The sequence below is a fragment of the Rhodococcus sp. IEGM 1307 genome, assembly GCF_030056915.1.
Classification (GTDB): Bacteria; Actinomycetota; Actinomycetes; order Mycobacteriales; family Mycobacteriaceae; genus Rhodococcus_F; species Rhodococcus_F opacus_D.
In genome coordinates this window covers 104,580-126,460 of the sequence record NZ_JASHKW010000003.1, presented here as the reverse complement: position 1 = coordinate 126,460, position 21,881 = coordinate 104,580, and the positions used below count along the sequence as shown (strand labels likewise).

Annotated in this window: 19 protein-coding genes; 11 read left to right on the top strand and 8 right to left on the bottom strand. The window is 68.7% G+C overall.

The genetic code is table 11. The features are described 5' to 3' along the window. Complete coding sequence (locus tag QM841_RS06820; RefSeq protein ID WP_283331369.1) at positions 1–813, top strand: MaoC/PaaZ C-terminal domain-containing protein; 813 nt, start codon at positions 1–3, stop codon at positions 811–813. Between the two features lie 77 nt (positions 814–890). Here QM841_RS06820 and QM841_RS06815 read toward each other — a convergent pair whose 3' ends face one another. Further along, positions 891–1,664, bottom strand: coding sequence for an SDR family oxidoreductase (locus QM841_RS06815; RefSeq protein WP_283331368.1), 774 nt, complete (start codon positions 1,662–1,664; stop codon positions 891–893). A 120-nt stretch (positions 1,665–1,784) separates the two neighbouring features. Between QM841_RS06815 and QM841_RS06810 the strand changes: the two genes are divergently transcribed. Both QM841_RS06810 and QM841_RS06805 read left to right on the top strand, forming a co-directional pair. Beyond that, the gene (locus QM841_RS06810) at positions 1,785–2,546 is read left to right on the top strand and encodes an SDR family NAD(P)-dependent oxidoreductase (RefSeq protein WP_283331366.1); all 762 of its coding nucleotides are present in this window, start codon (positions 1,785–1,787) and stop codon (positions 2,544–2,546) included. Positions 2,547–2,652: 106 nt separating this feature from the next. Continuing rightward, positions 2,653–3,705, top strand: coding sequence for a ferredoxin--NADP reductase (locus tag QM841_RS06805; RefSeq protein ID WP_283331365.1), 1,053 nt, complete (start codon positions 2,653–2,655; stop codon positions 3,703–3,705). 12 nt (positions 3,706–3,717) lie between these two features. On the opposite strand, the gene QM841_RS06800 is transcribed toward QM841_RS06805, so the two are convergent. From QM841_RS06800 to QM841_RS06785, 4 genes are all read right to left on the bottom strand, one after another. Beyond that, complete coding sequence (locus tag QM841_RS06800; protein ID WP_280781519.1) at positions 3,718–4,587, bottom strand: class II glutamine amidotransferase; 870 nt, start codon at positions 4,585–4,587, stop codon at positions 3,718–3,720. A 24-nt stretch (positions 4,588–4,611) separates the two neighbouring features. After that, entirely contained in the window at positions 4,612–5,343 is a 732-nt protein-coding gene (locus tag QM841_RS06795; protein WP_283331364.1) for a flavodoxin family protein, read from the bottom strand. Between the two features lie 115 nt (positions 5,344–5,458). Further along, positions 5,459–6,922: a catalase gene (locus QM841_RS06790; protein ID WP_283331363.1), complete on the bottom strand. Its 1,464-nt coding sequence runs from the start codon at positions 6,920–6,922 to the stop codon at positions 5,459–5,461. A gap of 200 nt (positions 6,923–7,122) precedes the next feature. After that, on the bottom strand, positions 7,123–10,620 hold the full coding sequence (locus QM841_RS06785) for a serine/threonine-protein kinase (protein WP_283331596.1): 3,498 nt from the start codon (positions 10,618–10,620) through the stop codon (positions 7,123–7,125). Positions 10,621–10,723: 103 nt separating this feature from the next. Between QM841_RS06785 and QM841_RS06780 the strand changes: the two genes are divergently transcribed. The 4 genes from QM841_RS06780 (at position 10,724) to QM841_RS06765 (ending at position 14,065) form a co-directional block, all read left to right on the top strand. Next, the gene (locus tag QM841_RS06780; RefSeq protein WP_280781522.1) at positions 10,724–11,431 is read left to right on the top strand and encodes a nitroreductase; all 708 of its coding nucleotides are present in this window, start codon (positions 10,724–10,726) and stop codon (positions 11,429–11,431) included. 1 nt (position 11,432) lies between these two features. Next, entirely contained in the window at positions 11,433–12,575 is a 1,143-nt protein-coding gene (locus tag QM841_RS06775) for a class I SAM-dependent methyltransferase (protein WP_283331362.1), read from the top strand. Positions 12,576–12,740: 165 nt separating this feature from the next. Then, entirely contained in the window at positions 12,741–13,595 is an 855-nt protein-coding gene (locus QM841_RS06770) for a Bax inhibitor-1/YccA family protein (RefSeq protein ID WP_280781524.1), read from the top strand. A gap of 149 nt (positions 13,596–13,744) precedes the next feature. After that, on the top strand, positions 13,745–14,065 hold the full coding sequence (locus QM841_RS06765; protein WP_280781525.1) for a DUF1330 domain-containing protein: 321 nt from the start codon (positions 13,745–13,747) through the stop codon (positions 14,063–14,065). Positions 14,066–14,131: 66 nt separating this feature from the next. Here QM841_RS06765 and QM841_RS06760 read toward each other — a convergent pair whose 3' ends face one another. Together QM841_RS06760 and QM841_RS06755 are read right to left on the bottom strand one after the other, a co-directional pair. Next, positions 14,132–15,349: an acetyl-CoA C-acetyltransferase gene (locus QM841_RS06760; RefSeq protein ID WP_283331361.1), complete on the bottom strand. Its 1,218-nt coding sequence runs from the start codon at positions 15,347–15,349 to the stop codon at positions 14,132–14,134. 107 nt (positions 15,350–15,456) lie between these two features. Then, positions 15,457–16,479, bottom strand: a complete 1,023-nt coding sequence (locus QM841_RS06755; protein ID WP_283331360.1) for an SGNH/GDSL hydrolase family protein — start codon at positions 16,477–16,479, stop codon at positions 15,457–15,459. Between the two features lie 135 nt (positions 16,480–16,614). Between QM841_RS06755 and QM841_RS06750 the strand changes: the two genes are divergently transcribed. The 4 genes from QM841_RS06750 (at position 16,615) to ilvA (ending at position 21,103) form a co-directional block, all read left to right on the top strand. After that, positions 16,615–18,000, top strand: a complete 1,386-nt coding sequence (locus QM841_RS06750; protein ID WP_280781528.1) for a cystathionine beta-synthase — start codon at positions 16,615–16,617, stop codon at positions 17,998–18,000. A 79-nt stretch (positions 18,001–18,079) separates the two neighbouring features. Then, on the top strand, positions 18,080–18,604 hold the full coding sequence (locus QM841_RS06745) for a hypothetical protein (RefSeq protein WP_280781529.1): 525 nt from the start codon (positions 18,080–18,082) through the stop codon (positions 18,602–18,604). Between the two features lie 21 nt (positions 18,605–18,625). After that, the gene (locus QM841_RS06740) at positions 18,626–19,798 is read left to right on the top strand and encodes a cystathionine gamma-synthase (RefSeq protein WP_283331359.1); all 1,173 of its coding nucleotides are present in this window, start codon (positions 18,626–18,628) and stop codon (positions 19,796–19,798) included. A 72-nt stretch (positions 19,799–19,870) separates the two neighbouring features. Further along, positions 19,871–21,103: a threonine ammonia-lyase gene (gene ilvA / locus QM841_RS06735; protein WP_280781531.1), complete on the top strand. Its 1,233-nt coding sequence runs from the start codon at positions 19,871–19,873 to the stop codon at positions 21,101–21,103. Positions 21,104–21,109: 6 nt separating this feature from the next. On the opposite strand, the gene QM841_RS06730 is transcribed toward ilvA, so the two are convergent. After that, entirely contained in the window at positions 21,110–21,880 is a 771-nt protein-coding gene (locus tag QM841_RS06730; protein WP_280781532.1) for an FAD:protein FMN transferase, read from the bottom strand. Between the last annotated feature and the right edge of the window lies 1 nt (position 21,881).

The following is a 21,881-nucleotide window of genomic DNA, read 5'->3' as shown; positions in this document are numbered from 1 at the left end:
ATGACGACAACCGAGCGCACGACGGCAGGAGCGTGGCGAGGGACCGACCTCGGCACCCGCACCGTGAGGTACGACGAGCGCGACGCCATCCTGTACGCACTGTCGGTGGGTGCGCGGGCCACCGAACTGGACCTCGTCTTCGAGGAGCGTCTGCGGGTGCTGCCGACGTTCGCTCTCACCCTGGCACAGTGGGCGCCGGACGAACTGGGGTCGCGGGGCGCCTTCGACACGAAGACGGCGCTGCACGGATCGCAGGAACTGGCGGTGCTCGCGCCGCTTCCGCGTCGCGGTGAGATCGCGTTGTCGGCGTCGGTCGGCGAGGTGTGGGACAAGGGTTCGGCGGCCGTGTTCGAGGTGCGCGTCGAGTCCGAGTTCTTCGTCGCCACCTGGTCGTTGTTCGCGCCCGGTGCCGGCGGTTTCGGTGGCGATCGCGGTCCCGCGAAACCGGCTCGGCCCGGGGGGGAACCGGTCTCGACGACTGTGCTGCAGACCGCGGCGAACCAGGCGGCGCTGTACCGGCTGACCGGCGACCGGCACCACATCCACATCGACCCGGCGGCGGCCGAGCGGATCGGGCAGCCCCGGCCGATCATGCACGGGCTGTGCACCCTCGCCGCGAGCACGCTGGAACTCGCGCGGGCGCTGGACGTCCACCCGGCCGACCTCGTCCGGCTGGAGGGACGGTTCGCCGCACCGGTCTACCCGGGCGACGCGCCGTCGTTGCGGGCGTGGGGTGATGCGGGTGATGCGTCGTTCGAACTCGTCCGGGACGACCGGCCGCTCATCGCCGGCGCTCGCGCCGCATTCGGCTGACCGCACGTTCGTCCTTTCGTCGCCGAATGTCACATCGGCGCAGTTCAACTGAACCGATGTGACATTCGGCGAGGAGGTCAGGAGTGGGTGGCGAGATACCGCGCGGGATACTCGCCGCCGCCGTGGACGGCGAGATCCGCGCCGCTCACGTACGACGCCTGCGCGCTCGCCAGGAACAGGCAGGCGTCCGCGATGTCGGACGGCACCGCCATCCGCCCCATCGGCAGGGTCCGGGTGACGGCGGCGCCGCCGTCGTCACCGTAGACGGACGCCGCGCTCTCGGTGCGGATGAGACCCGTGGTGATGTGGTTGATGCGGACCTTCGGAGCCCACTCGAGCGCAAGCGCTTTCGTCAGAACCAGCAGGCCGGCCTTCGCGGCGCTGTACGCGGCGGTGCCGGGTTGCGGATCGTGGGCGGAGACGCTGCCGATGTTGACGATGGCACCGCCGTCGGACTGCTGTTGCATCACCGCGTTGGCGGCCTGGGCAACGGTGAAGGGCGCCAGCAGATTCAGCGCGACGATCTTCTCGACGAACCGCGGCGAGACGGTGGCCGCGTCGGCGTCGGGCGAACCACCCGCATTGTTGACGAGGACGTCGAGGCGGCCGAACCGCGCGACGGCCTCGTCGATCAGAGCGGCGGCGTCGGCATGGTCGCGGACGTCGGTCGCGCGGAACGCGGCGGTGCGCTCACCGCGCGCGGGCAGCGTGTCCGGTGCGGTCCGGCCGCACACGAGCACGTTCGCACCCGCGGCAAGAAACGATTCGGCGACGACGAAACCGATGCCCTTGGTTCCGCCGGTCACGACGACGGTGCGGCCACTGAAATCGAGAGGAGGGGGGATTGTCACGGGAAACCTTCGGAGTGAGGGAGCGCGAGGAGAACTGGCGCTCGAACGAGATCGGGTGAATCGGCACGAAGCCGAGAACAAGCAAATGCTTGGTTCGATAGTAGGGGAACGGGAGTGGACATGGGCAAACTCGACGGCAAGGTCGCGCTGATCACGGGTGCGGGTCAGGGGATCGGGCAGGGAATCGCCCTGGCCCTCGCCCGGGAGGGCGCGGCGATCGCCGTCGCCGGCCGGACCGAATCGAAACTGCACGGCACGTGCGAGCGACTCGCCGAACTCGGCGCCCGCGGCGAACCGGTGGTGTGCGACGTCAGCAGGCGCGCGGACATCGAGTCCGCCGTCGAGCGGACCGTGGACGTGTTCGGCGGCGTCGACATCCTGGTCAACAACGCCAACGACTGCACACCGGGACCGATCCTGTCGGTGATCGACGAGGAGTACGAGCGGTCCTTCGCGACGGGACCACTCGCGACGCTGCGCATGATGCAGTCGTGCCATCCGCACATGAAGTCGCGCGGTGGCGGCGTGATCGTCAACCTCGTCACGTCGGCGGCCGTGCGCTGGGACGCGAGCAACTACGGCGCCTACGGCTCGATCAAGGAGGGGATGCGTTCGCTGACCAGGTCGGCGGCGTGCGAGTGGGGCCGGGACGGCATCCGGGTGCTGTCCGTGGCCCCGCACGCCAAGAGTCCGGCCCTCGCGCGGTGGATGGAGCGGAACCCGGACGAGGCGGCGGAGTTCGTGGCGGGCATCCCGCTCGGACGCGTCGGCGACGCCGAAACCGACATCGGGCGCGCCGTCGTGTTCCTGGTGAGCGACGACGCCGGGTACCTCACCGGGGCCACCATCCCCCTGGACGGCGGGCAGTCCCGTTGGGGGTGACGGCGATGATCCGGGTCCCGCACAGCGGGAAGAGCTGCGGCCGCCGCCGTCGATGTGCACTAGTTTCGGCAGGATCGAATTACCGTAGCGAGAGGGCACCGTCGCGATGACGACCGTTGAAACACCACGCAGTTCGCGATCAGTAGTGGTCACCGTGGCCGCTGTCGTGGAGGAGACGTCCGACGCCCGGTCGCTGGTGTTCGACGTCCCCGACGAGCGTCGGCACGAATTCGCCTACAAGCCCGGGCAGTTCCTGACGTTGCGCATCCCGAGCGACCGGACGGGATCCGTCGCCCGGTGCTACTCGCTGGCCAGTTCGCCGTTCACCGACGACCTGCCGAAGGTGACGATCAAACGCACCGCAGGCGGGTACGGTTCGCACTGGTTGTGCGACAACGTCGGCGTCGGCGACCGCATCGAGGTCCTGCCTCCCGCGGGCGTGTTCACTCCGGCCAGCCTGGACGAAGACCTGATCCTGTTCGCCGCGGGCAGCGGAATCACCCCGGTGATGTCGATCCTCAAGTCGGCGCTCAGCGAAGGCAACGGGAAAGTCGTTCTGGTGTACGCGAACCGGGACGAGAAGTCGGTCATTTTCGCCGACGAGTTGCGGGAGCTCGCGGCCCGCCACGAACACCGGCTGACCGTAGTCCACTGGCTCGAGAGCGTGCAGGGCCTGCCGACACCGCGCCAGCTGGCGAATCTGTCGGACCGGTTCCGGGATCACCGCGCCTACCTGTGCGGACCGCGTCCCTTCATGGACGCGATCCACGAGTCGCTCGCACTCGCCGGCGTCCCGCGCGACCGGGTGCACGCCGAGGTGTTCACCTCCCTGTCCGGGGATCCGTTTGCAGAGGTTGTGGTCGAGGAACTGCCGGACACGGAAGCGGGAACGTCGACGGTCGAGGTGCAACTCGACGGCGAAGCGCACAACCTGAGCTGGCCGCGCCAGGCGACACTGGTCGACGTCATGCTGTCGAAGGGCCTCGACGTCCCCTTCTCGTGCCGCGAGGGCGAATGCGGTTCCTGCGCATGCACGGTGGTCCAGGGAGAGGTGGACATGGACAACGCGTCGATCCTCGATCCCGAGGACATCGCGAGCGGCTACATCCTCGCGTGCCAGGCCCGCCCCGTCAGCGAGCACGTGCGGATCGAGTTCTGATCGACGCCGGTATTACTTCTCGGTCTGCGCGGCCGCGGCGCGGGCATTGAGGTCGGCGAGGCGGATCGGGTAACGGGGTGGGCGATCGACGATCACCTCCCGGGTGACGGTGAGGTCGCGGTCGACGTGGAGCAGTTCGCCCGACTGCAGCGGCGTCCAGCCGGGATCCTCGTCCATCTGCTCGCTGGCGACGACCACCGCCGGATGCTCGGCGAGATGCTCGGACCTGGCACGGATCCGGCCGGGAGTGCTCGCGTGCTGGAGGTGGCGACCACCGCTCGGACCGCCCGCGCGCCGCTCGAGGAAAAGCAGGTCGTGGGTGTCTGGGTACCGTAGCGCCCACAGTTCGCCGGGTGTGGTCAGCAGGATGTTGAGCGCGTAGATCGGCACGTTGTCGGCCAGCCATCGGGCGGCCGAGGTGATGCCGGCGGTGACGTCGCCGCCGTTCCTGCCGATGTGACTGGTCACGAGGGCGAAGACGCGTTCGGAGTCGGTGTCGCCGTGAACGAGCGCGAGGTCGGGGCCCAGTTCCGCCTCGAGTTTCGGCAGGTCCTCGACCACGCCGTTGTGGGCGAAGACGCGACCGTCCTGGGCGAACGGATGGGTGTTCTGGGGAAGCAGGTCACCCGTGGTCGCGAAACGGATGTGCGCGACGAACGTGGCCGAATACCGATGCTTCGCCTCCTGCGCGAACTCTGTGTCCTCGTATGCGGCGAGCGGTTGCTTCTCCACCATCGGAGTTCCGTCCTCCGCGAACGTGCCGAGTCCGGTGCCGTCCGGCTCGCGGTGACTCTGCTGCGCCAGGCTGTCCGGGGCGTCCAGCAGCCAGAACGAGGCGCGGACGCGATGAGGGGCGGCGGACAACCCGAACAATCGGCACATGATTTCCCTCTCGGATGGGACGGATCAGCGGTAGTCCGGGTTGGCGAAGTCGGGGCGGCAACCCGCATCCCACTCCGAACGTTGATTTCCGTACGCGGGGAACCCGCCGGCCTGCTTCAGCATCGCGGCGACGTGCATCAGGTTGTACGTCATGAACGTGGTGTTGCGGTTGGTGAAATCGTTCTCCGGGCCGCCCGACCCTTCGTCGAGATACGAGGGGCCCGGGCCGGCCTCACCGATCCATCCGGCGTCTGCCTGCGGTGGGATCACGTATCCGAGATGCTGGAGGCTGTAGAGGACGTTCATCGCGCAATGCTTGACACCGTCCTCGTTGCCGGTGATCAGACAACCCCCGGCGCGCCCGTAGTAGGCGTACTGGCCGTGGTCGTTGAGAATCGACGAGCAACCGTACAGTCGCTCGATCACCTGCTTCGTGACGGAACCGTTGTCGCCGAGCCAGATCGGACCGGCCAGGACCAGGATGTCGGCGTCCAGCACCCGCTGAAACAGTGGGGGCCATTCGTCGCTCGGCCATCCGTGCTCGGTCATGTCCGGGTACACGCCGGTCGCGATGTCGTGGTCCACCGCCCGGATCTGGTCGACCGAGACCCCTTCCTGCTCCATCAGGCCGACACTGCGGTCGATCAGCCCCTGGGTGTTGCTCACTTCGGGAGACCGCTTCAGGGTGCAGTTGACGAACAGGGCACGCAGACCGCTGAAACGGGGGGTCCCGTCCTGCGGCGACGGATCGGTCATCAGTCCTCCCACGAAAAGAGTCCGGAAGTCCACGATATGCCGCGGCGGACCCTGTTCGTGGCAGAAGAGTCCGCCCGGTCCGGGGCGATCCCGGACCGGGCGGACCCGGGTGTTCTCAGCCCAGCGCGGAGATCGCCTTCGCGACGCCCTCGCCGTAGGCCGGGTCGCACTGGGTGCAGTTGTCGATGTGCCGCTGCACGACCTGCTGCGACGCGCCGTTGATGGCCCGCGCGGTGTTCTCGAACAACACCTGCTTCTGCTCGTCGCTCATGTTGTTGAACAACACGCGCGGCTGCGAGAAGTAATCGTCGTCGTCCTCGCGGAAGTTGAACCGGTCGGCGAACGCGCCCACGCCCTGCGCGGGATCGCGGTACCGGCTCTGCTCCTGCCACTTGCCGTAGCTGTTCGGCTCGTAGTGCAGGGTGCCACCGTTGTTGCCGTCGACCCGCATGGCACCGTCGCGGTGGAAGTTGCTCACCGGGCAACGGGCCGCGTTGACCGGGATCTGGTAGTTGTTCACACCGAGGCGGTAGCGCTGCGCGTCACCGTAGGAGAACAACCGGCCCTGGAGCATCTTGTCCGGGGAGAAGCTGATGCCGGGCACGACGTGCGCAGGGTTGAACGCTGCCTGTTCGACCTCGGCGAAGTAGTTGTCGGGGTTGCGGTTGAGTTCCCATTCGCCGACCTCGATGAGCGGGTAGTCGGCCTTCGGCCACACCTTCGTCAGGTCGAACGGGTGGTAGGGGACCGTGTCGGCGTCGGCCTCGGGCATGATCTGCACGCACAGCTTCCACTTCGGGAAATTGCCGGCCTCGATGGCGTCGAAGAGGTCCCGCTGGTGGCTCTCGCGGTCGGCGCCGACCAGGGCCTCGGCCTCGGCGTCGGTGAGGTTCTCGACACCCTGCTGCACGCGGTGGTGGAACTTCACCCAGAAGCGTTCGCCCTCGGCGTTGATGAAACTGAAGGTGTGCGAACCGAATCCGTGCATGTGCCGGTACGACGAGGGGATGCCGCGGTCACTCATCACGATGGTGACCTGGTGCAGCGACTCGGGCAGCGACGTCCAGAAGTCCCAATTGTTGTCGGGGCTCCGCAGATTCGTGCGAGGGTCACGCTTGACGGCGTGGTTGAGGTCGGGGAACTTCAGCGGGTCGCGGAAGAAGAAGACCGGGGTGTTGTTGCCGACGAGGTCCCAGTTGCCTTCTTCGGTATAGAACTTGACCGCGAAGCCGCGGATGTCGCGCTCGGCGTCGGCGGCGCCGCGTTCACCGGCGACGGTGGAGAAGCGGGCGAACAGCTCGGTCTTCTTGCCGACCTCGGAGAAGATCTTCGCGCTGGTGTACCGGGTGATGTCGTTCGTGACGGTGAACGTTCCGTACGCCCCGGAACCCTTGGCGTGCATGCGACGTTCCGGAATGACCTCGCGGTCGAAATGTGCGAGCTTCTCGAGGAACCAGACGTCCTGCAGCAACTGCGGCCCGCGTGGCCCGGCGGTCACGACGTTCTGGTTGTCGGGCACGGGTGCGCCTACGGCCGTGGTGAGCTTGTCGCTGGTGTTCGCAGTGGTCTCTCGGCTCACAGTGGATCCCTTCGTTGCTGGCTGTCGCTCTGGGTTTTCTGGAACTGACTGTCGGGCAAGAGGCTTCGCCGACGGGCAGTCGACGTGGCGGATCGAACCACACTCACGGCGTGCGACGTGGTGGTGGTCGCCTCCCGCCCTCGTGTGTGTTCACGGTCACACTGCACCACCGTTTCTTGAATTAGTCAAGAAAGCGCGGGCTAACTTTCGATCGGGGTCGCCGTCTCCAGCGCCGCAACCAGGAACTCTTCCGGAACATTCGGCCAGTCGGACTGCCAGCGGCCGGCCCGCCTGTCCTCGAGGAGAGCCGTCAGCGCGGGCACCATGCGCGGCCCGCCGTCGATCAGATAGCGCACGAAGCCGATTCGTGCACACGTCGCTGCGATGGACGCGAGCACCGGCTTGGCCTCGTCGACCCGGCCCGCCGCGACCAGGCATGCGACGAGCAGGCGACTGGCCTGCATGGCCGCCCTCGGCCGGCTCTCCCGTTCGACCCGGCGCACCCATTCCTCGGCGCGGCGACACGCGACGTCGGGCTCGACGGCCGACTGCTTCCGGATCTCGGTGGCGTCGTCGAGCTGCGCAACGATCTCGGCGAAACCGAAATCGGGTACCCGGGTCGCCTTCCCGTCACCGGCCGCCGGCTGGGGTGACGCGGGCAGACCGAGCCGGACTCGCTCGTTCTCGACCCGGGCCCGCAGCCGGGGAAGTCCCAGCGACGCCGCCGCGGACGCACCCTCGTCGAGGTGGCGGGCAGCGGACACGACGTCGCCACGCCCCGCCTTCAGTCGCGCGCCCGTGACGAAGCGGGCGATCATGAAATCGACTATGCCGCCCTCGGGCCCGAGCTCGTAGCTCTCGTCGAGGAGTCGTTCGGCCTCGTCGAGATGGCCCAGTTCGTACATCAGCTCGCCGAGGAGTGCGCCTGCAAGTCGTGCGGCATGCGAGTGGGTGCCTGCCGACTTCGTCGCGGTCTGCACGGCCAGCCGGAAGTTGTCCTCGGCCGCGGCGATGTCGAGTTGTTCCATCGCGGCGATGCCGGCGAAGCTGTACCCGTACATCGTGCTGAACGGTCCGACGGTCCGCTGGTGGTACCCGGTCGCCCACTCCTGCAGGCGGCGCGCCTCCACGAAATCGAATTGGGCGATCGCGACGGCGGATGCGAGATTCGACCCCGCCGAAACCACCCACGCGCGTAAGGTTTCCGGGCGGGCCAGGCATTCGGCGATGAGGTCGGGGACTCCGGCGATGCGATCGGACGACACCGCGATCACGGCGCGGACGATGTCGGCCTCGACTCGGATGTCCGCCTGCTCGGTGTCACTCAGTGTCGAGGACTCGAGGGCCGACGCGACCAACGACAGCGACCGCAGCGTCGGCGCCACCCGTTGCAGGAGGATGTTCGCCCACGCGACCGCGATCTGGATGCGGGGACTGGACTCGACCAGCGGCCGCGGCAACTTGTCGACGAGGCCGAGCAGCGCAACCATCCGCGAGTGCTCCACCAGGTACATGCCCTGCTCCTCGACCACCGCGACGGCCACGTCGCGATCGCCCGCCGCCAACGCGTGATCCACTGCGTCGCTGACGTAGTGGTGGTCGGCGAACCAGTGCGCGGCCGCGCGGTGCAGGTCCGCGATGCGCGACGGATGATCGCGTTCGAGGCGCCGGCGGAGGTACTCGGCGAACAGATGGTGGTATTCGAACCACTCCCGGTCCTCGTCGAGGCTGCGCAGGAACAGGTCGCGCGATTCGACCTGCTCGAGCAGGGCCTGACCGCGGGTCACGTTCGCCAGCACGCAGGCGAGGTCGCCGCACACCCGCTCGGTGACGGACGTGGCCAGCATGAAGTCGAGCAGCGCAGGCTCGAGCGTGCTGAGCACGTTCTCCGCCAGGTACTCTCCGATCGCGTGGTGCCGGCCCGACATGTGCCGGATGAGGTCGCCGGGATCGGTGCGATCACGCAGCGACAGCGACGCCAGTTGCAGCGCCGCCACCCACCCGTCCGTGGTCTCCTCCAGTGCCTCCACGTCGGAGTCCTCCAGGTGCAGTCCACCGAGGTCGACCAGGAACCGCTGTGACTCGGTGATGTCGAAGCGCAAAGCCACGGAATCGATTTCGACGAGCTCGTCACGCACCCGCATCTTGGCCAGCGGAAGCCCTGCCTGGCTTCGGCTGCTCACCACCATCTGCAGGTGGTGGCAGCCGTTCTCCAGGATGAAGTCCATCGCGGCGATCGTGTCCGGCGACGTGACGCGATGCCAGTCGTCGATCATCACCACCACGTGACGCCTGCTGTCGTGGACCTGATTCACCAGCGAGGTCAGCACATACCGTTCCGCTTCGGCGCCGTTCTCGTCGAGCGCCTGCCCCAGCTCGTCCGCCAGGGTCGGCTCGGCCCGGCGGATCGCCTCGACGAGATGGGACAGGAACCACACGACGTTGTTGTCGTCGTTGTCCACCGTCAGCCAGGCGACGGCGGCGCCGTCCTCGATCAGCACGTCGCGCCACTGGGCCGCTACCGTGCTCTTCCCGAAGCCGGCGGGCGCGTGGATGAGCGTCAACCGCCTCCTCTGACCCATTCGGAGCAGATCCAGGAGGCGGGTGCGCTCCACCAGGGACCGCATCGGGGTCGGCGGCCGGAAGCGGGCCGCGGCGCTCGGCGGGGTGGCACCCGACCGCCGCCGGTAGCTGCGACTGTGCCCGGACGTCGAGGACTGCGTGGTCGGCGTCGACGTGTGCTCGGTGCGCGGAAACTCGTCGGCCGCGGCGGGGAGCGCCATCTCGTCGACATCGAGCCCGTGCCTGCGCTCGATGTCGCGGAGTTCCTGGCCGAACTCCGCGGCCGAAGCCGGGCGGTCGGTCGGTTCCTCGGACATGGCGCGCTCGACGGCCGCGCACACGTCGTCGGGAATGTCCTCGCCCCGCAGGTCCGGAACCGGTTGCGTCGCGATACGGAGGAACTGCGCGACGAGCCGCTCCCCGCTCCGCCGCTCGAACGCGGCATGCCCGGTGAGCAGGCAGAACAGGGCGGCGCCCAGGCTGTACACGTCGGAGGCCGCGGACGGTGCGTCACCCCGGAGGACCTCCGGCGCCGTGAACGCGGGCGAACCGGTGATCATGCTCGACGTGGTCTCGAATCCGCCCGTGACCCGCGCGATGCCGAAGTCCGTGAGCTGCGGTTCGCCGTATCCGGTGAGCAGGATGTTGGCGGGTTTCACGTCGCGGTGCAGGGTACCGAGCCGGTGCGCCGTCTCCAGAGCGCCCGCCAGCTTCACACCGACGCGCAGCGTTTCACTCCACGGCAGCGGCCCTTCACGGCGAATCCAGGCGTCCAGCGAATTGCGCGAGTGGTACGGCATCACGATGTACGGCCTGCCGCTGCGCGTCACCCCGGACTGCAGGATGTCGACCACGTGGGGATGCCCCGACAATTTTCCCATCGCACGCTGCTCCCGCAGGAAGCGTTCGCGGTCCTCGCCGTCCAGATCGGAGGACAGCACCTTGATCGCGACCGTGCGGTCGAGCGCTGTCTGAAGGCAGCGGTAGACGACCCCGAACCCTCCCCGGCCGATCTCGCGGGCGTCGTCGAATCCTTCCGACGACAGTTCCGCGACGATGTCGGTCACGACGATCCGCTTGGTAGCCTGCGGATCCGAGTCGGTCGGCCCGGAACTGCTTCCCGGGTGTCGTGGCACACTCAATGAAATCACCTTCTCGGTGCACTGACGCCAGCATATCGCGGTCGCACGACACAGAGAGCGGTGTTCGAGAACGAGTAGACCCGAGGAGAATTCGACGGTGACGGATACCGGCATTGCGGCAGCGGACACGAGCCTGGCCGAGCGGACCCTGGCCCAGCTCCTCGACGCGCGGATCAGTTGCAGGGCTTACCTACCGACGCAGGTGCCGCGCGAGGTGATCGAGCGGATCCTCGAGCTCGCCCAGCAGACACCGTCGTGGTGCAACACGCAGCCATGGCAGGTCGCGATCACCGAGGGGGAGGGGACCGAGCGGTTCCGTTCCGGGCTGGCGGAGTACGTCCGCACCCACCCGCAGGAGTCCGACTTCGAGTGGCCCCGCGAATACGTCGGCGAGCACAAGCAACGCCGCCGGGAGTGCGCCATGCAGCTGTACTCCAGCGTCGGCATCGCGCCCGGCGACCGGGCCGCGTCGGCCGAGCAGACGATGAAGAACTTCGACCTGTTCGGCGCGCCGCACGTCGCGATCGTCACCACCCACGAGGCACTCGGCACGTACGGCGCCGTGGACTGCGGCCTGTACGTCGAGACGTTCCTCCTCGCCGCGCAGAGCCTCGGGGTCGCGACCATCCCGCAGGCCGCCGTCGCGGGAAGTTCGCGGTTCATCCACGACTTCTTCTCGCTCGACGAGGACCGCAGGGTCGTCTGCGCGATCTCGTTCGGCTACCCCGACACCGAGAACCCCGTCAACGGATTCCGCACCCACCGGGAACCCGTCGCCAACGTCGCGCAGTGGGTGTCGCAGTAACGTGCTCGACTCCGAAGTGTTCGACCGGGACGCACTGTTCGCCCGCCTCCGCCGCCGTCCCGACGTCGAGGCCCCCAACCTGACGGCCGTCGACGCCGCCGACCGGCTGATCCTCGACGAGGCCGCGGCTGCCCTGTCGGCGGCACCTGCCGGTGCGCTCGCCGTGATCGGCGACCACTACGGTGCGCTCACCCTCGGCGCCGCGGCGGCGAACGGCTCCACCGGGATCCGCGTGCACCAGGACCCGCTGACCGGCGAACTGGCGCTCGCCGCCAACGCCGCGACGGTCGGGCTCGCCGACCGCTACCGGGCGTGTGCGCTCGGTGAGGAGCTGCTCGCGGGCGCAACGGTCGTGCTGATGCAGTTGCCGCGGAGCCTCGCCGAACTCACCGAGGTTGCCGAGGCGATCGCCCGCCACGCCGACCCGTCCGTCGTCGTCTACACGGGTGGACGCAACAAGCACATCTCCACCGCCATGAACGACGTGCTCGGGCGCTCGTTCTCCGACGTCCGCGCGACCCTCGGCAGGCAGAAGTCGCGGGTGCTGATCGCGAGGGGTCCGGTGGAGGTGGCGCAGCAGACATACCCCGTCACCGATCATCTCGCCGAGATCGGGCTGGACGTCGTCTCGTACGGGGCAGCGTTCGCCGGCCCCAAGCTGGACATCGGGACCCGGTACCTCCTCGACTTCCTTCCGCGCGTGAACCCCGGTGCGCGGGCCGCGGTCGACCTCGGCTGCGGAACGGGCATTCTCGCCGTCAGCCTCGCCCGGCTCCTCCCGGAAGTGTCGGTGATCGCCACCGACCAGTCGTCGGCCGCGGTGGCGTCGGCGGCCGCCACCGCCCGCGCCAACGGACTCGACGGACGGGTCAGCACGCTGCGCGACGACGCCATGTCCACCCTCGCCACCGACAGCCAGGACGTCGTCCTGTGCAACCCGCCGTTCCACGTCGGCGCGGCCGTCCACACCGGCGGCGCGTCGAAGATGTTCACCGAAGCCGGGCGGGTGCTCCGGCCCGGCGGAGAGCTGTGGACCGTGTACAACTCGCATCTCGGGTACCGGGGCCGGTTGCAGCGGCTCGTCGGTCCGACGGACGTCGTCGGCCGGAATCCCAAATTCACCGTCACCCGATCGGTGGCCTGACCGCCGCGCCGACCCGTGCCTCGTCTGGCGGGTGTCCCCACGGCACCGGTAGAGTCCGAATTGTCCGACCCGAAAGCGACGAACGGGAACTTGCGGTGGGTGCGGGACGTTCAACGTACAAGAAACCCGGATCCACCCGGCGAGCCACGAGAAGGGATGTGCACGGTGCGCACCACCAGTAACCCGGTGTTCCGCAACCTGCCCAAACAAGAGGGCAGCGGCGGATACGCCTCGTTCGGATCTACGACGGCCGGCGCAGCGCAGGTCACGCAGCAGTTCGGCCAGCCCCAGTACACGCAGGCCGAGCCCTACCGGACGGGCCCCGACTACCGTTCGATGACCATCGACGACGTCGTCACCAAGACGGGTGTCACGCTCGGCGTGCTCACGGTATCGGCGATCATCTCCTACTTCCTGGTGAGCAACGACGCGAACCTCGCGACCCCGCTGGTCATCGGTGGTGGCCTCGTCGGTCTCGTGCTGGTCCTCGTGGCCACGTTCGGCCGCAAGATGGACAACCCGGGCATCGTCCTCGCCTACGCGGTTGCGGAGGGCCTGTTCCTCGGCGCCCTGTCGTTCATGTTCACCGACATCACGTTCGGCGGAGTCGGCGGAGCGGCGCTCATCGCCCAGGCCGTACTCGGCACGTTCGGCGTGTTCTTCGGCATGCTCGTCGTCTACAAGACGGGCGCGATCCGAGTCACACCCCGCCTGACACGGATGATCATCGGCGCCCTCATCGGTGTCGTCGTCCTCGCCCTCGGCAACGTGATCGCCAGCTTCTTCACCGAAGGCGGCCTCGGCCTCCGCGACGGCGGTCCCGTGGCGATCATCTTCAGCCTCGTCTGCATCGGCATCGCCGCATTCAGCTTCCTGCTGGACTTCGACGCCGCCGACCAGCTGATCCGCGCCCAGGCGCCGGAGAAGGCCGCATGGGGCGTCGCATTCGGACTGACCGTCACCCTCGTGTGGCTGTACGTCGAGATCCTGCGACTCCTGAGCTACTTCAACAGCGACTAGCAGTTCCACGAGAAGGCCCCCGAGAGCATGCTCTCGGGGGCCTTCTCTGTTGTGCGGGCCCGGTTCGATTACCTCGGAGGTAATCGACGCGCGTACCCCGGCGGAGGAATGTCGTGTGCAGCAACCAGCCCCACCCGAAGGTGCACGACATGAGCGCGTACGGAATGGCCCACCTCGAGAACGTCGACATGGGTCCGCAGATCGTCGAATACCTCGAACGCATCGACGGCACCCTCCGCCCGTTCTCCGGCAAGTTCATCGTCCACGGCGGACGCCAGGACGTGGTCGAGGGAACGTCCGACGGCGCGTTCATCGTCATCGAGTTCCCCGACCGCGAGCACCTCGAAGGCTGGTACACGTCCGACGCGTACCGGGAGATCCTCCCGCTCCGCGCCGAGCATTCCGACGGACTGGTGGTCATGGCCGACGGCGTCGACGCCGACCACAAGGCCACCGACATCCTCGGGTAGGCGCTTCGCGCCCGTGCGCCTTTCTGGTCGCTACCGCTACCAAAAAGGCGCACGGGCCCGGAGGGCCTAGCTCAGGCGCTCGAGGACCATGGCCATGCCCTGCCCGCCGCCGACGCACATGGTCTCGACGCCGAACGTCTTGTCCTGCTCGCGGAGGTTGTTGAGCAGGGTGTTGGTGATGCGGGCACCGGTCATGCCGAACGGGTGACCGAGGGCGATGGCGCCGCCGGAGATGTTCAGCTTGTCCTCGTCGATCTTCAGTTCGCGAGCCGATCCGAGAACCTGGACCGCGAACGCCTCGTTGATCTCGAACAGGTCGATGTCGGAGATGGACTTGCCGGCGATGGCGAGGGCCTTCTTGACGGCCTCGATCGGGCCGAGACCCATGATCTCGGGGGACAGTCCGGACACCCCGGTGGACACGATGCGGGCCAGCGGCGTCAGGCCGAGGGCCTTGGCCTTGGTGTCGGACATGATGACGAGCGCGGCGGCGCCGTCGTTGAGGGGGCACGCGTTGCCGGCGGTGACGGTGCCGTCCGGCCGGAACACCGGCTTGAGCTGGCTGATGCCCTCGTAGGTGGTGCCGGCGCGCGGGCCGTCGTCGGCGGACACGACGGTGCCGTCGGGGAGGGTGACCGGGGTGATCTCCCGCTCGAAGAAGCCGTTCTTGATCGCTTCCTCCGCGCGGTTCTGGGAGCGGACGCCCCAGCGGTCCTGCTCCTCACGGGTGATGCCGGTGGCCGAGGCGACGTTCTCGGCGGTCTGGCCCATCGCGATGTAGACATCGGGAATCTGCTCGTCCTCGCGCGGGTCGGTCCAGGCGACGCCGCCCTCGGCGAGCTTGCCGGTACGCGCCTCGGCGTCGGCGAACCTCGGGTTCTTGGTGTTCGGCAGGCCGTCGGCGTTGCCGGTGACGAAGCTGGACACCGACTCGACGCCGGCGGAGACGAACACGTCGCCCTCGCCGGCCTTGATCGCGTGCAGTGCCATGCGGGTGGTCTGCAGCGAGGAGGAACAGTAGCGGTTGACGGTGACGCCGGGCAGGAAGTCGTAGCCCAGTTCCACCGCGACGACGCGGGCGATGTTGAACCCCGACTGGCCTGCGGGCTGGCCGCAGCCGAGGAGCAGGTCGTCGATCTCGGTGGGATCGAGTTCGGGGACCTTCGCCAGAGCCGCGGCCACCATCTGCGTCGTCAGATCATCCGGGCGGATGGTCTTGAGTGAGCCCTTCATGGCTCGGCCGATCGGTGAGCGTACTGCGGAGACGATGACTGCCTCGGGCATGAAAACTCCTTTGTCAACTGCGGGGGTCTGCACTGTGTTGCAGACCACCCGTTCTGTGGCCTTCCCGACAACTTACGTTGCCGGGCGGCACCGGGGACATCGCCATCTCACTCAGCGACCCGTCGCGTCCTGGACGCGGACGCCTCCTCGATCGCGAGGAGTTCGTCGAGGCGGGCAGGTGTGCGTCGCCGGGCACTGAGTCGCCACAGGAAACGGTTGAGCGAGGCGGTCATTCGGGTCGACAGCTTGCGTGATTCCGCGGCCTCCGACACCTCGGGCAGGTCGGGCAGCGGTCCGCCGTGCCACATGCCCAGAGCGGTCGCGAGAACGGGCACGATCTGCATCGCCGCCAGTTCGTACCCCGCCGCGGACGGGTGGAAGTGGTCGGAGGAGAACATCCGGTCGGGGGCCGCCAGGAACTCCGGCGCCAGCAGGTCGGCCAACGCCACCGGGTGGCCACCCGCCGCGCTGGTCGCGGCCGCCTGCGCCCTCGCCAGGCGCAACCCCCACGTCCGGACGACGGTCCGCAGGGGCTGGGGGATCGCGGTCACCACCCCGAGGTCGGGGCACGTTCCGACGACGACTGCGCATTCGCGGGCGCGGAGCCGTTCCACCGCTTCCCCGAGTCTGCGCGCCGACGCCCGAATCGAGTTCTTCGATGTGACGTCGTTGGCGCCGACCAGGATCACCGCGGCGTCCGGCGGCGGTCCGGCAACGAACATCGCGTCCACCTGCCCGCTGAGTCCGCGGGACGTGGCGCCGCCGATGGCCTTGGTGCTCAGCCGGATCCGCTTGCCGGTCTCGTCGGCGAGGCGCCTCGCGATCTGCACGCCGGGAACTTCGTCCGCCGACAGGCATCCCACCCCGGCGGCCGTGGAGTCGCCGAAGATCATCAGATGGACGTCGTACGGGGTGGTCCGCAGCCAGCGTTCGGGGACGGCGTCGCCGGGGGAGTAGACGCCGTCGGCCTCCGGCGGCTTGGCGACGTTGCGCCCGATCACACCGCGGGCCGCCGTCGCCTGGGACATCAGATAGGAGTACGCCACCCACGACAGCGTGCCTGCGCTCGAACCTGCCACGACAGCCGCGGCGCCGGCCTTCACTCCGCTCTGCCAGGTCCTCTTGGGCACTGGTCTCACCTTTCCGCTACCTGGTGCTCATCTCACGGGTTCCAGCGGACTGCGTCCGCACCAATCTAGTCGGATCAGGGCCCCCGTGCCGGACGTCTGTGAGCATCGGATCAGGGCATCTGGGAGCATGGAGGCATGCGCATCGCGGAACACGTCGTCGACCTGATCGGCAACACCCCTCTCGTCAAGCTCTCTTCTGTCATCGGCGAGAACCACGGGACCGTTGCAGCCAAGATCGAATACCTCAACCCGGGTGGAAGCTCGAAGGACCGCATCGCGGTCAAGATGATCGACGCCGCGGAGGCGTCCGGTGAGCTGAAGCCGGGCGGGACCATCGTCGAGCCCACGTCCGGCAACACCGGCATCGGCCTCGCCCTGGTGGCCCAGAAGCGCGGATACAAGTGCGTGTTCGTCTGCCCCGACAAGGTCAGCGAAGACAAGCGGAACGTCCTCAAGGCCTACGGCGCCGAGGTCGTGGTGTGCCCCACCGCGGTCGCGCCCGAGCACCCCGACAGCTACTACAGCGTCTCCGACCGGCTCGCACGCGAGCTCCCCGGCGGCTGGAAGCCCAACCAGTACTCCAACCCGGGCGGCCCGCAGAGCCACTACGAGACCACCGGCCCCGAGATCTGGGCCGACACCGACGGCAAGATCACCCACTTCGTCGCGGGCGTCGGCACCGGCGGCACCATCACCGGCACCGGCCGCTACCTCAAGGAGGTGTCCGACGGCAAGGTCAAGGTCATCGGCGCCGACCCCGAGGGTTCCGTGTACTCGGGTGGCACCGGCCGTCCGTACCTGGTCGAGGGCGTGGGCGAGGACTTCTGGCCGAGCGCCTACGACCCGTCCATCCCCGACGAGATCATCGCCGTGTCCGACGCCGACTCCTTCGAGATGACCCGACGTCTCGCCCGCGAAGAGGGCCTGCTGGTCGGCGGCTCCTGCGGCATGGCCGTCGTCGCCGCACTCGAGGTCGCCAAGCGCGAGGGCCCCGACGCCGTCATCGTCGTCCTGCTGCCCGACGGTGGTCGCGGATACCTCTCGAAGATCTTCAACGACAAGTGGATGGCGTCCTACGGATTCCTCCGCACCCCGCTCGACGGCAAACCCGACGAGAAGACCGTCGGCGACGTGCTGCGCGGCAAGTCCGGCGAACTCCCGGACCTCGTCCACACCCACCCGTCCGAGACGCTGCGCGACGCCATCGAGATCCTCCGCGAGTACGGGGTGTCCCAGATGCCCGTCGTCGGCGCGGAGCCGCCCGTCATGGCCGGTGAAGTGGCGGGCAGCGTCACCGAGCGCGACCTGCTCAGTGCCGTGTTCGAGGGCCGCGCGCACCTGGCCGACCCGGTGGAGAAGCACATGAGCAAGCCGTTCCCGCTCATCGGTTCCGGCGAGCCCGTGTCGGCCGCCACGAAGGCGCTCGGCGACACCGACGCGCTGATGGTCGTCGACGACGGCAAGCCCGCCGGGGTCATCACCCGCCACGACCTTCTCGGTTTCCTCAGCGCCGGTTCCTAGACAACACTGGTCCCCGCTGCGCACGGAACGTACGGTGCACAGCGGGGCGCCGGTGCGGTGTCCGTGAGGGGGAATCACAGTGGGTGCTCGTCTGCGTCGTGTTCTGGTGGTCCCGGCCGTCCTGCTCGGGTTCGCCGCCGCCGGATGCGGGAACAGCATCGAGGGTGCCGCGGTCGCGCAGTCGGACATCGACTCGGTCTCTTCGGGTACGTCGCCTTCGGAGGCATCCGCAGACTGCACCGCGCTGACGAAGGCACTCGGCCGCCTGGTGTCGGACCGGCCGCATCTCACCGAGGCCGTACTGCCCGGATCGACCGATCCGACGTGCTCGTGGTCCAAGGGACCGACCAACGTCATGAGCACCATCACCGCGTCGGTCAAGCCGCAGGTGACGGATCCCGCCGTCCTCGTCGAGATGCGGAACGGAACCAACGTCGTCCCCGACCCCCGTTCCGCCGAGTTCGGCGGGGTGGTCCTGGACGTCGTGGCCATGGCGCTGCTCACCCCGGAACACAGCATCATCGTCAACGCGCTCGACCCCTCCGTCAGCGACGCGACCAAGCTCGACGTCGCGTTCGCGATCGCGGAGTATCTGGAGAATTAGGTCCCCACTAGGCTGGGGGCCATGAGTGAGCAGCGCAGCAAAGCGGACAACATCAGCTGGCAGGGGTTCTCCACCAAGGCCGTGCACGCAGGATTCGACCCGGACCCGCAGACGGGCGCCGTCAACGTCCCGATCTACGCGAGTTCGACGTTCGCGCAGGACGGCGTCGGCGGCATGCGTAACGGATTCGAATACGCCCGCACCGGCAACCCCACCCGACGACCGCTCGAGGCCAACCTCGCCGCCCTCGAGTCGGGCACCTACGGTCGCGCTTTCGGCTCGGGCATGGCCGCCACCGACTGCCTGCTCCGTGCCGCGCTCCGCCCCGGCGACCACCTCGTCATCCCGAACGACGCCTACGGCGGAACGTTCCGCCTGATCGACAAGGTCTTCACCCAGTGGGGCATCGAGTACACGCCCGCCGCGGTGTCCGACGTGGACGCGGTCCGGGCAGCCATCCGCCCCAACACCAAGCTCGTATGGGTGGAGACGCCCACCAACCCGCTCCTCAACATCGGTGACATCGAGGCACTGTCCGACATCGCGCACGAGGCCGGCGCGAAGATCGTCGTCGACAACACGTTCGCCTCGCCGTACCTGCAGCAGCCGCTGCAGCTGGGCGCCGACGTCGCGCTGCACTCGACCACCAAGTACATCGGCGGACACTCCGACGTCGTCGGCGGCGCACTCGTCACCAACGACGAGGAACTCGACACGGCGTTCGCGTTCCTGCAGAACGGTGCAGGCGCGGTCCCCGGCCCCTTCGACGCGTTCCTCACGCTCCGCGGCATCAAGACCCTCTCCCTGCGCATGGAGCGGCACAGCGACAACGCCGAGAAGGTCGTCGAACTGCTCACCGGGCACTCCGCGGTGTCGCAGGTCATCTACCCCGGACTCGAGTCGCACCCCGGCCACAAGGTCGCGGAGAGGCAGATGCGCCGCTTCGGCGGCATGATCTCGGTCCGCCTCGCCGGCGGCAAGCAGGCCGCGCTGGACTTCTGCTCGCGCACCGAGATCTTCACGCTGGCCGAGTCGCTCGGCGGCGTCGAGTCGCTGATCGAGCACCCGGGTGCCATGACCCACGCCTCCACCGCCGGTTCGCTGCTCGAGGTTCCGGACGACCTGGTGCGTCTGTCCGTCGGCATCGAGGATGCCGCCGACCTCGTGGGCGACATCGAGCAGGCACTGAAGTAGTAGGCGGCTTCGCCGCCCGTGCGCCTTTTTGGTTGCCGCCGCTACCAAAAAGGCGCACGGGCCGAAGGCCTTATGCTGGCCCGCGTGGAGCCTGTCACGCTGGATCAGATCAGAGCAGCTCGTAAGCTGCTGGACCCCGTCATGCGCCGGACGCCGGTGATCGCGTCCCGGGCGCTGTCGGAACGCTGCGGGCACGTCGTGTCGTTGAAGTGCGAGAACTTGCAGCGCACAGGGTCTTTCAAACCGCGCGGTGCGTACAACCGGATCGCGAATCTGTCGGTCGCGGAACGGGCTTGCGGGGTCGTGGCGGCCAGCGCCGGCAATCACGCGCAGGGCGTGGCCTGGGCGGCCACGGAACTGGGCATCCCGTCCACCGTGTTCATGCCCACCGGCGCACCCCTGCCGAAACTCGTCGCCACCAAGGCGTACGGCGCCACCGTCCACTTGACCGGCGACACCGTGGACGACGCGCTCGTCGCCGCGAAGGAGTTCGCGGACGAGACCGGCGCCGTCCTCATCCATCCCTTCGATCACGTCGACATCGTCGCCGGGCAGGGGACCGTCGGGCTCGAGATCCTCGAGCAGGAACCCGACGTCGGCACCCTCGTCGTCCCGACCGGCGGCGGTGGGCTGATCGCGGGCATCGCCGCGGCGGTCAAAGCCACCCGGCCGGACGTGCGGATCGTCGGCGTCCAGGCCGAGCAGGCGGCCGCCTGGCCGCGTTCGCTGGCGGAGGGCCGCCCGATACCGCTGGAGACCATGTCGACCATGGCCGACGGCATCGCAGTCGGCCGGCCCGGCGACGTGCCCTTCGCCCACGTCGGCTCGCAGGTCGACGCCATCGTCACGGTCAGCGAGGACGCCCTGTCCCGGGCGCTGCTGCTGTGCCTCGAACGCGCGAAGCTCATCGTGGAGCCTGCGGGCGCGGCGGCGGTGGCCGCGTTGATCAGCTGCTCGACGGACGAGCTGGGACTCACCGGGAAGGTGTGCGCGGTGCTGTCCGGCGGCAACATCGACCCGTTGCTGCTCACCCACGTCGTCAATCACGGTCTCCGGGCGGCCGGACGGTATCTCGGTGTGCACGTGACCATTCCGGACCGACCGGGTGGTCTGGTCAGTCTCCTCGGCGTGATCAGCGGCAACGGCGCCAGTGTGGTGGACGTCGTCCACTCTCGCACCGGCGGTGCGCTCGCGCTCGACGAGGTGGAGGTGTTCCTCACCGTCGAGACCCGTGGTCCCGGCCACCGGCAGGATCTCCTCGACGCCCTGCGCGACGCCCAGTACGCGGTTCGCCTGCAGGAGTAGGCGGACCTAGCTCGGCCACCCGCCCAGGGTGGTCACCCGGAACTCCTGATCCACCAGCCGGGCAGGCAGCTCGAGGTTGGTGAGCCAGTCGATCGCACCGCCGCCCATCCCGACCGCGGCCGTGCTGGACGCGTGCGCGGTGGTGCACGACCCGGCCACCACGGACACGGTCCGCCACAACGAGATCGAGTCGGGGTGCAGCGGCTTGACGGTGCTGGCGGTCGCCACGGCCGCACCCGACGGGATCGACACCTGGCAGGTGGGGTCGCCCGGCAGGTCCTGGACCTGGACCTGCCAGCCGCCCGGTGGTGTGGTCCCGGCGGTGGCGATGTCTCCGCCGAGCGCCACCAGGACGCCACACCCGAGAAGTTCCGCCGTCGTCGATGCGCAGTGGTCGGCGGAACTCGCCCGCGCGGTGGCCGTCAGGTCGAGTTCCACCCCGGCGGGGAGCGTGACCTCGGTGCCGTCGACGGTGATCGACCGCCACGACTGGGGTGCGGGGGCCGACGCCGTGGGGTCGAGTGCGCCCTCCGTGGTCCGCGCTGCGGCGAGGGCGTCGGTGAGGAACCGGGCGAACATCGGGGTGACCGTGTTCGGGCCCTCGTCGAGCGAGCGGATCTCGGCGTCCGCGCGGTCCCGGTTGACGGCGGCATCGGCGGCCGCGAGGTAACCGCGGATCAGGTTCGACGCCGAGCTCAGGGCGTCGGGGTCGGTGACGACGATGCGTGCGTGCACACCCCAGGTGGACCATTCGGTTGCGCTGCGTGCGCTGGTCATG

What these genes read in the sequence shown, in the direction of transcription:
- QM841_RS06760 (WP_283331361.1), bottom strand. Translation starts at nt 15,349, where the DNA reads ATGCCCGAGGCAGTCATCGTCTCCGCAGTACGCTCACCGATCGGCCGA.
- QM841_RS06820 (WP_283331369.1), top strand. Translation starts at nt 1, where the DNA reads ATGACGACAACCGAGCGCACGACGGCAGGAGCGTGGCGAGGGACCGAC.
- QM841_RS06750 (WP_280781528.1), top strand. Translation starts at nt 16,615, where the DNA reads ATGCGCATCGCGGAACACGTCGTCGACCTGATCGGCAACACCCCTCTC.
- ilvA (WP_280781531.1), top strand. Translation starts at nt 19,871, where the DNA reads ATGCTGGCCCGCGTGGAGCCTGTCACGCTGGATCAGATCAGAGCAGCT.
- QM841_RS06810 (WP_283331366.1), top strand. Translation starts at nt 1,785, where the DNA reads ATGGGCAAACTCGACGGCAAGGTCGCGCTGATCACGGGTGCGGGTCAG.
- QM841_RS06805 (WP_283331365.1), top strand. Translation starts at nt 2,653, where the DNA reads ATGACGACCGTTGAAACACCACGCAGTTCGCGATCAGTAGTGGTCACC.
- QM841_RS06765 (WP_280781525.1), top strand. Translation starts at nt 13,745, where the DNA reads ATGAGCGCGTACGGAATGGCCCACCTCGAGAACGTCGACATGGGTCCG.
- QM841_RS06730 (WP_280781532.1), bottom strand. Translation starts at nt 21,880, where the DNA reads ATGACCAGCGCACGCAGCGCAACCGAATGGTCCACCTGGGGTGTGCAC.
- QM841_RS06740 (WP_283331359.1), top strand. Translation starts at nt 18,626, where the DNA reads ATGAGTGAGCAGCGCAGCAAAGCGGACAACATCAGCTGGCAGGGGTTC.
- QM841_RS06800 (WP_280781519.1), bottom strand. Translation starts at nt 4,587, where the DNA reads ATGTGCCGATTGTTCGGGTTGTCCGCCGCCCCTCATCGCGTCCGCGCC.
- QM841_RS06795 (WP_283331364.1), bottom strand. Translation starts at nt 5,343, where the DNA reads ATGACCGATCCGTCGCCGCAGGACGGGACCCCCCGTTTCAGCGGTCTG.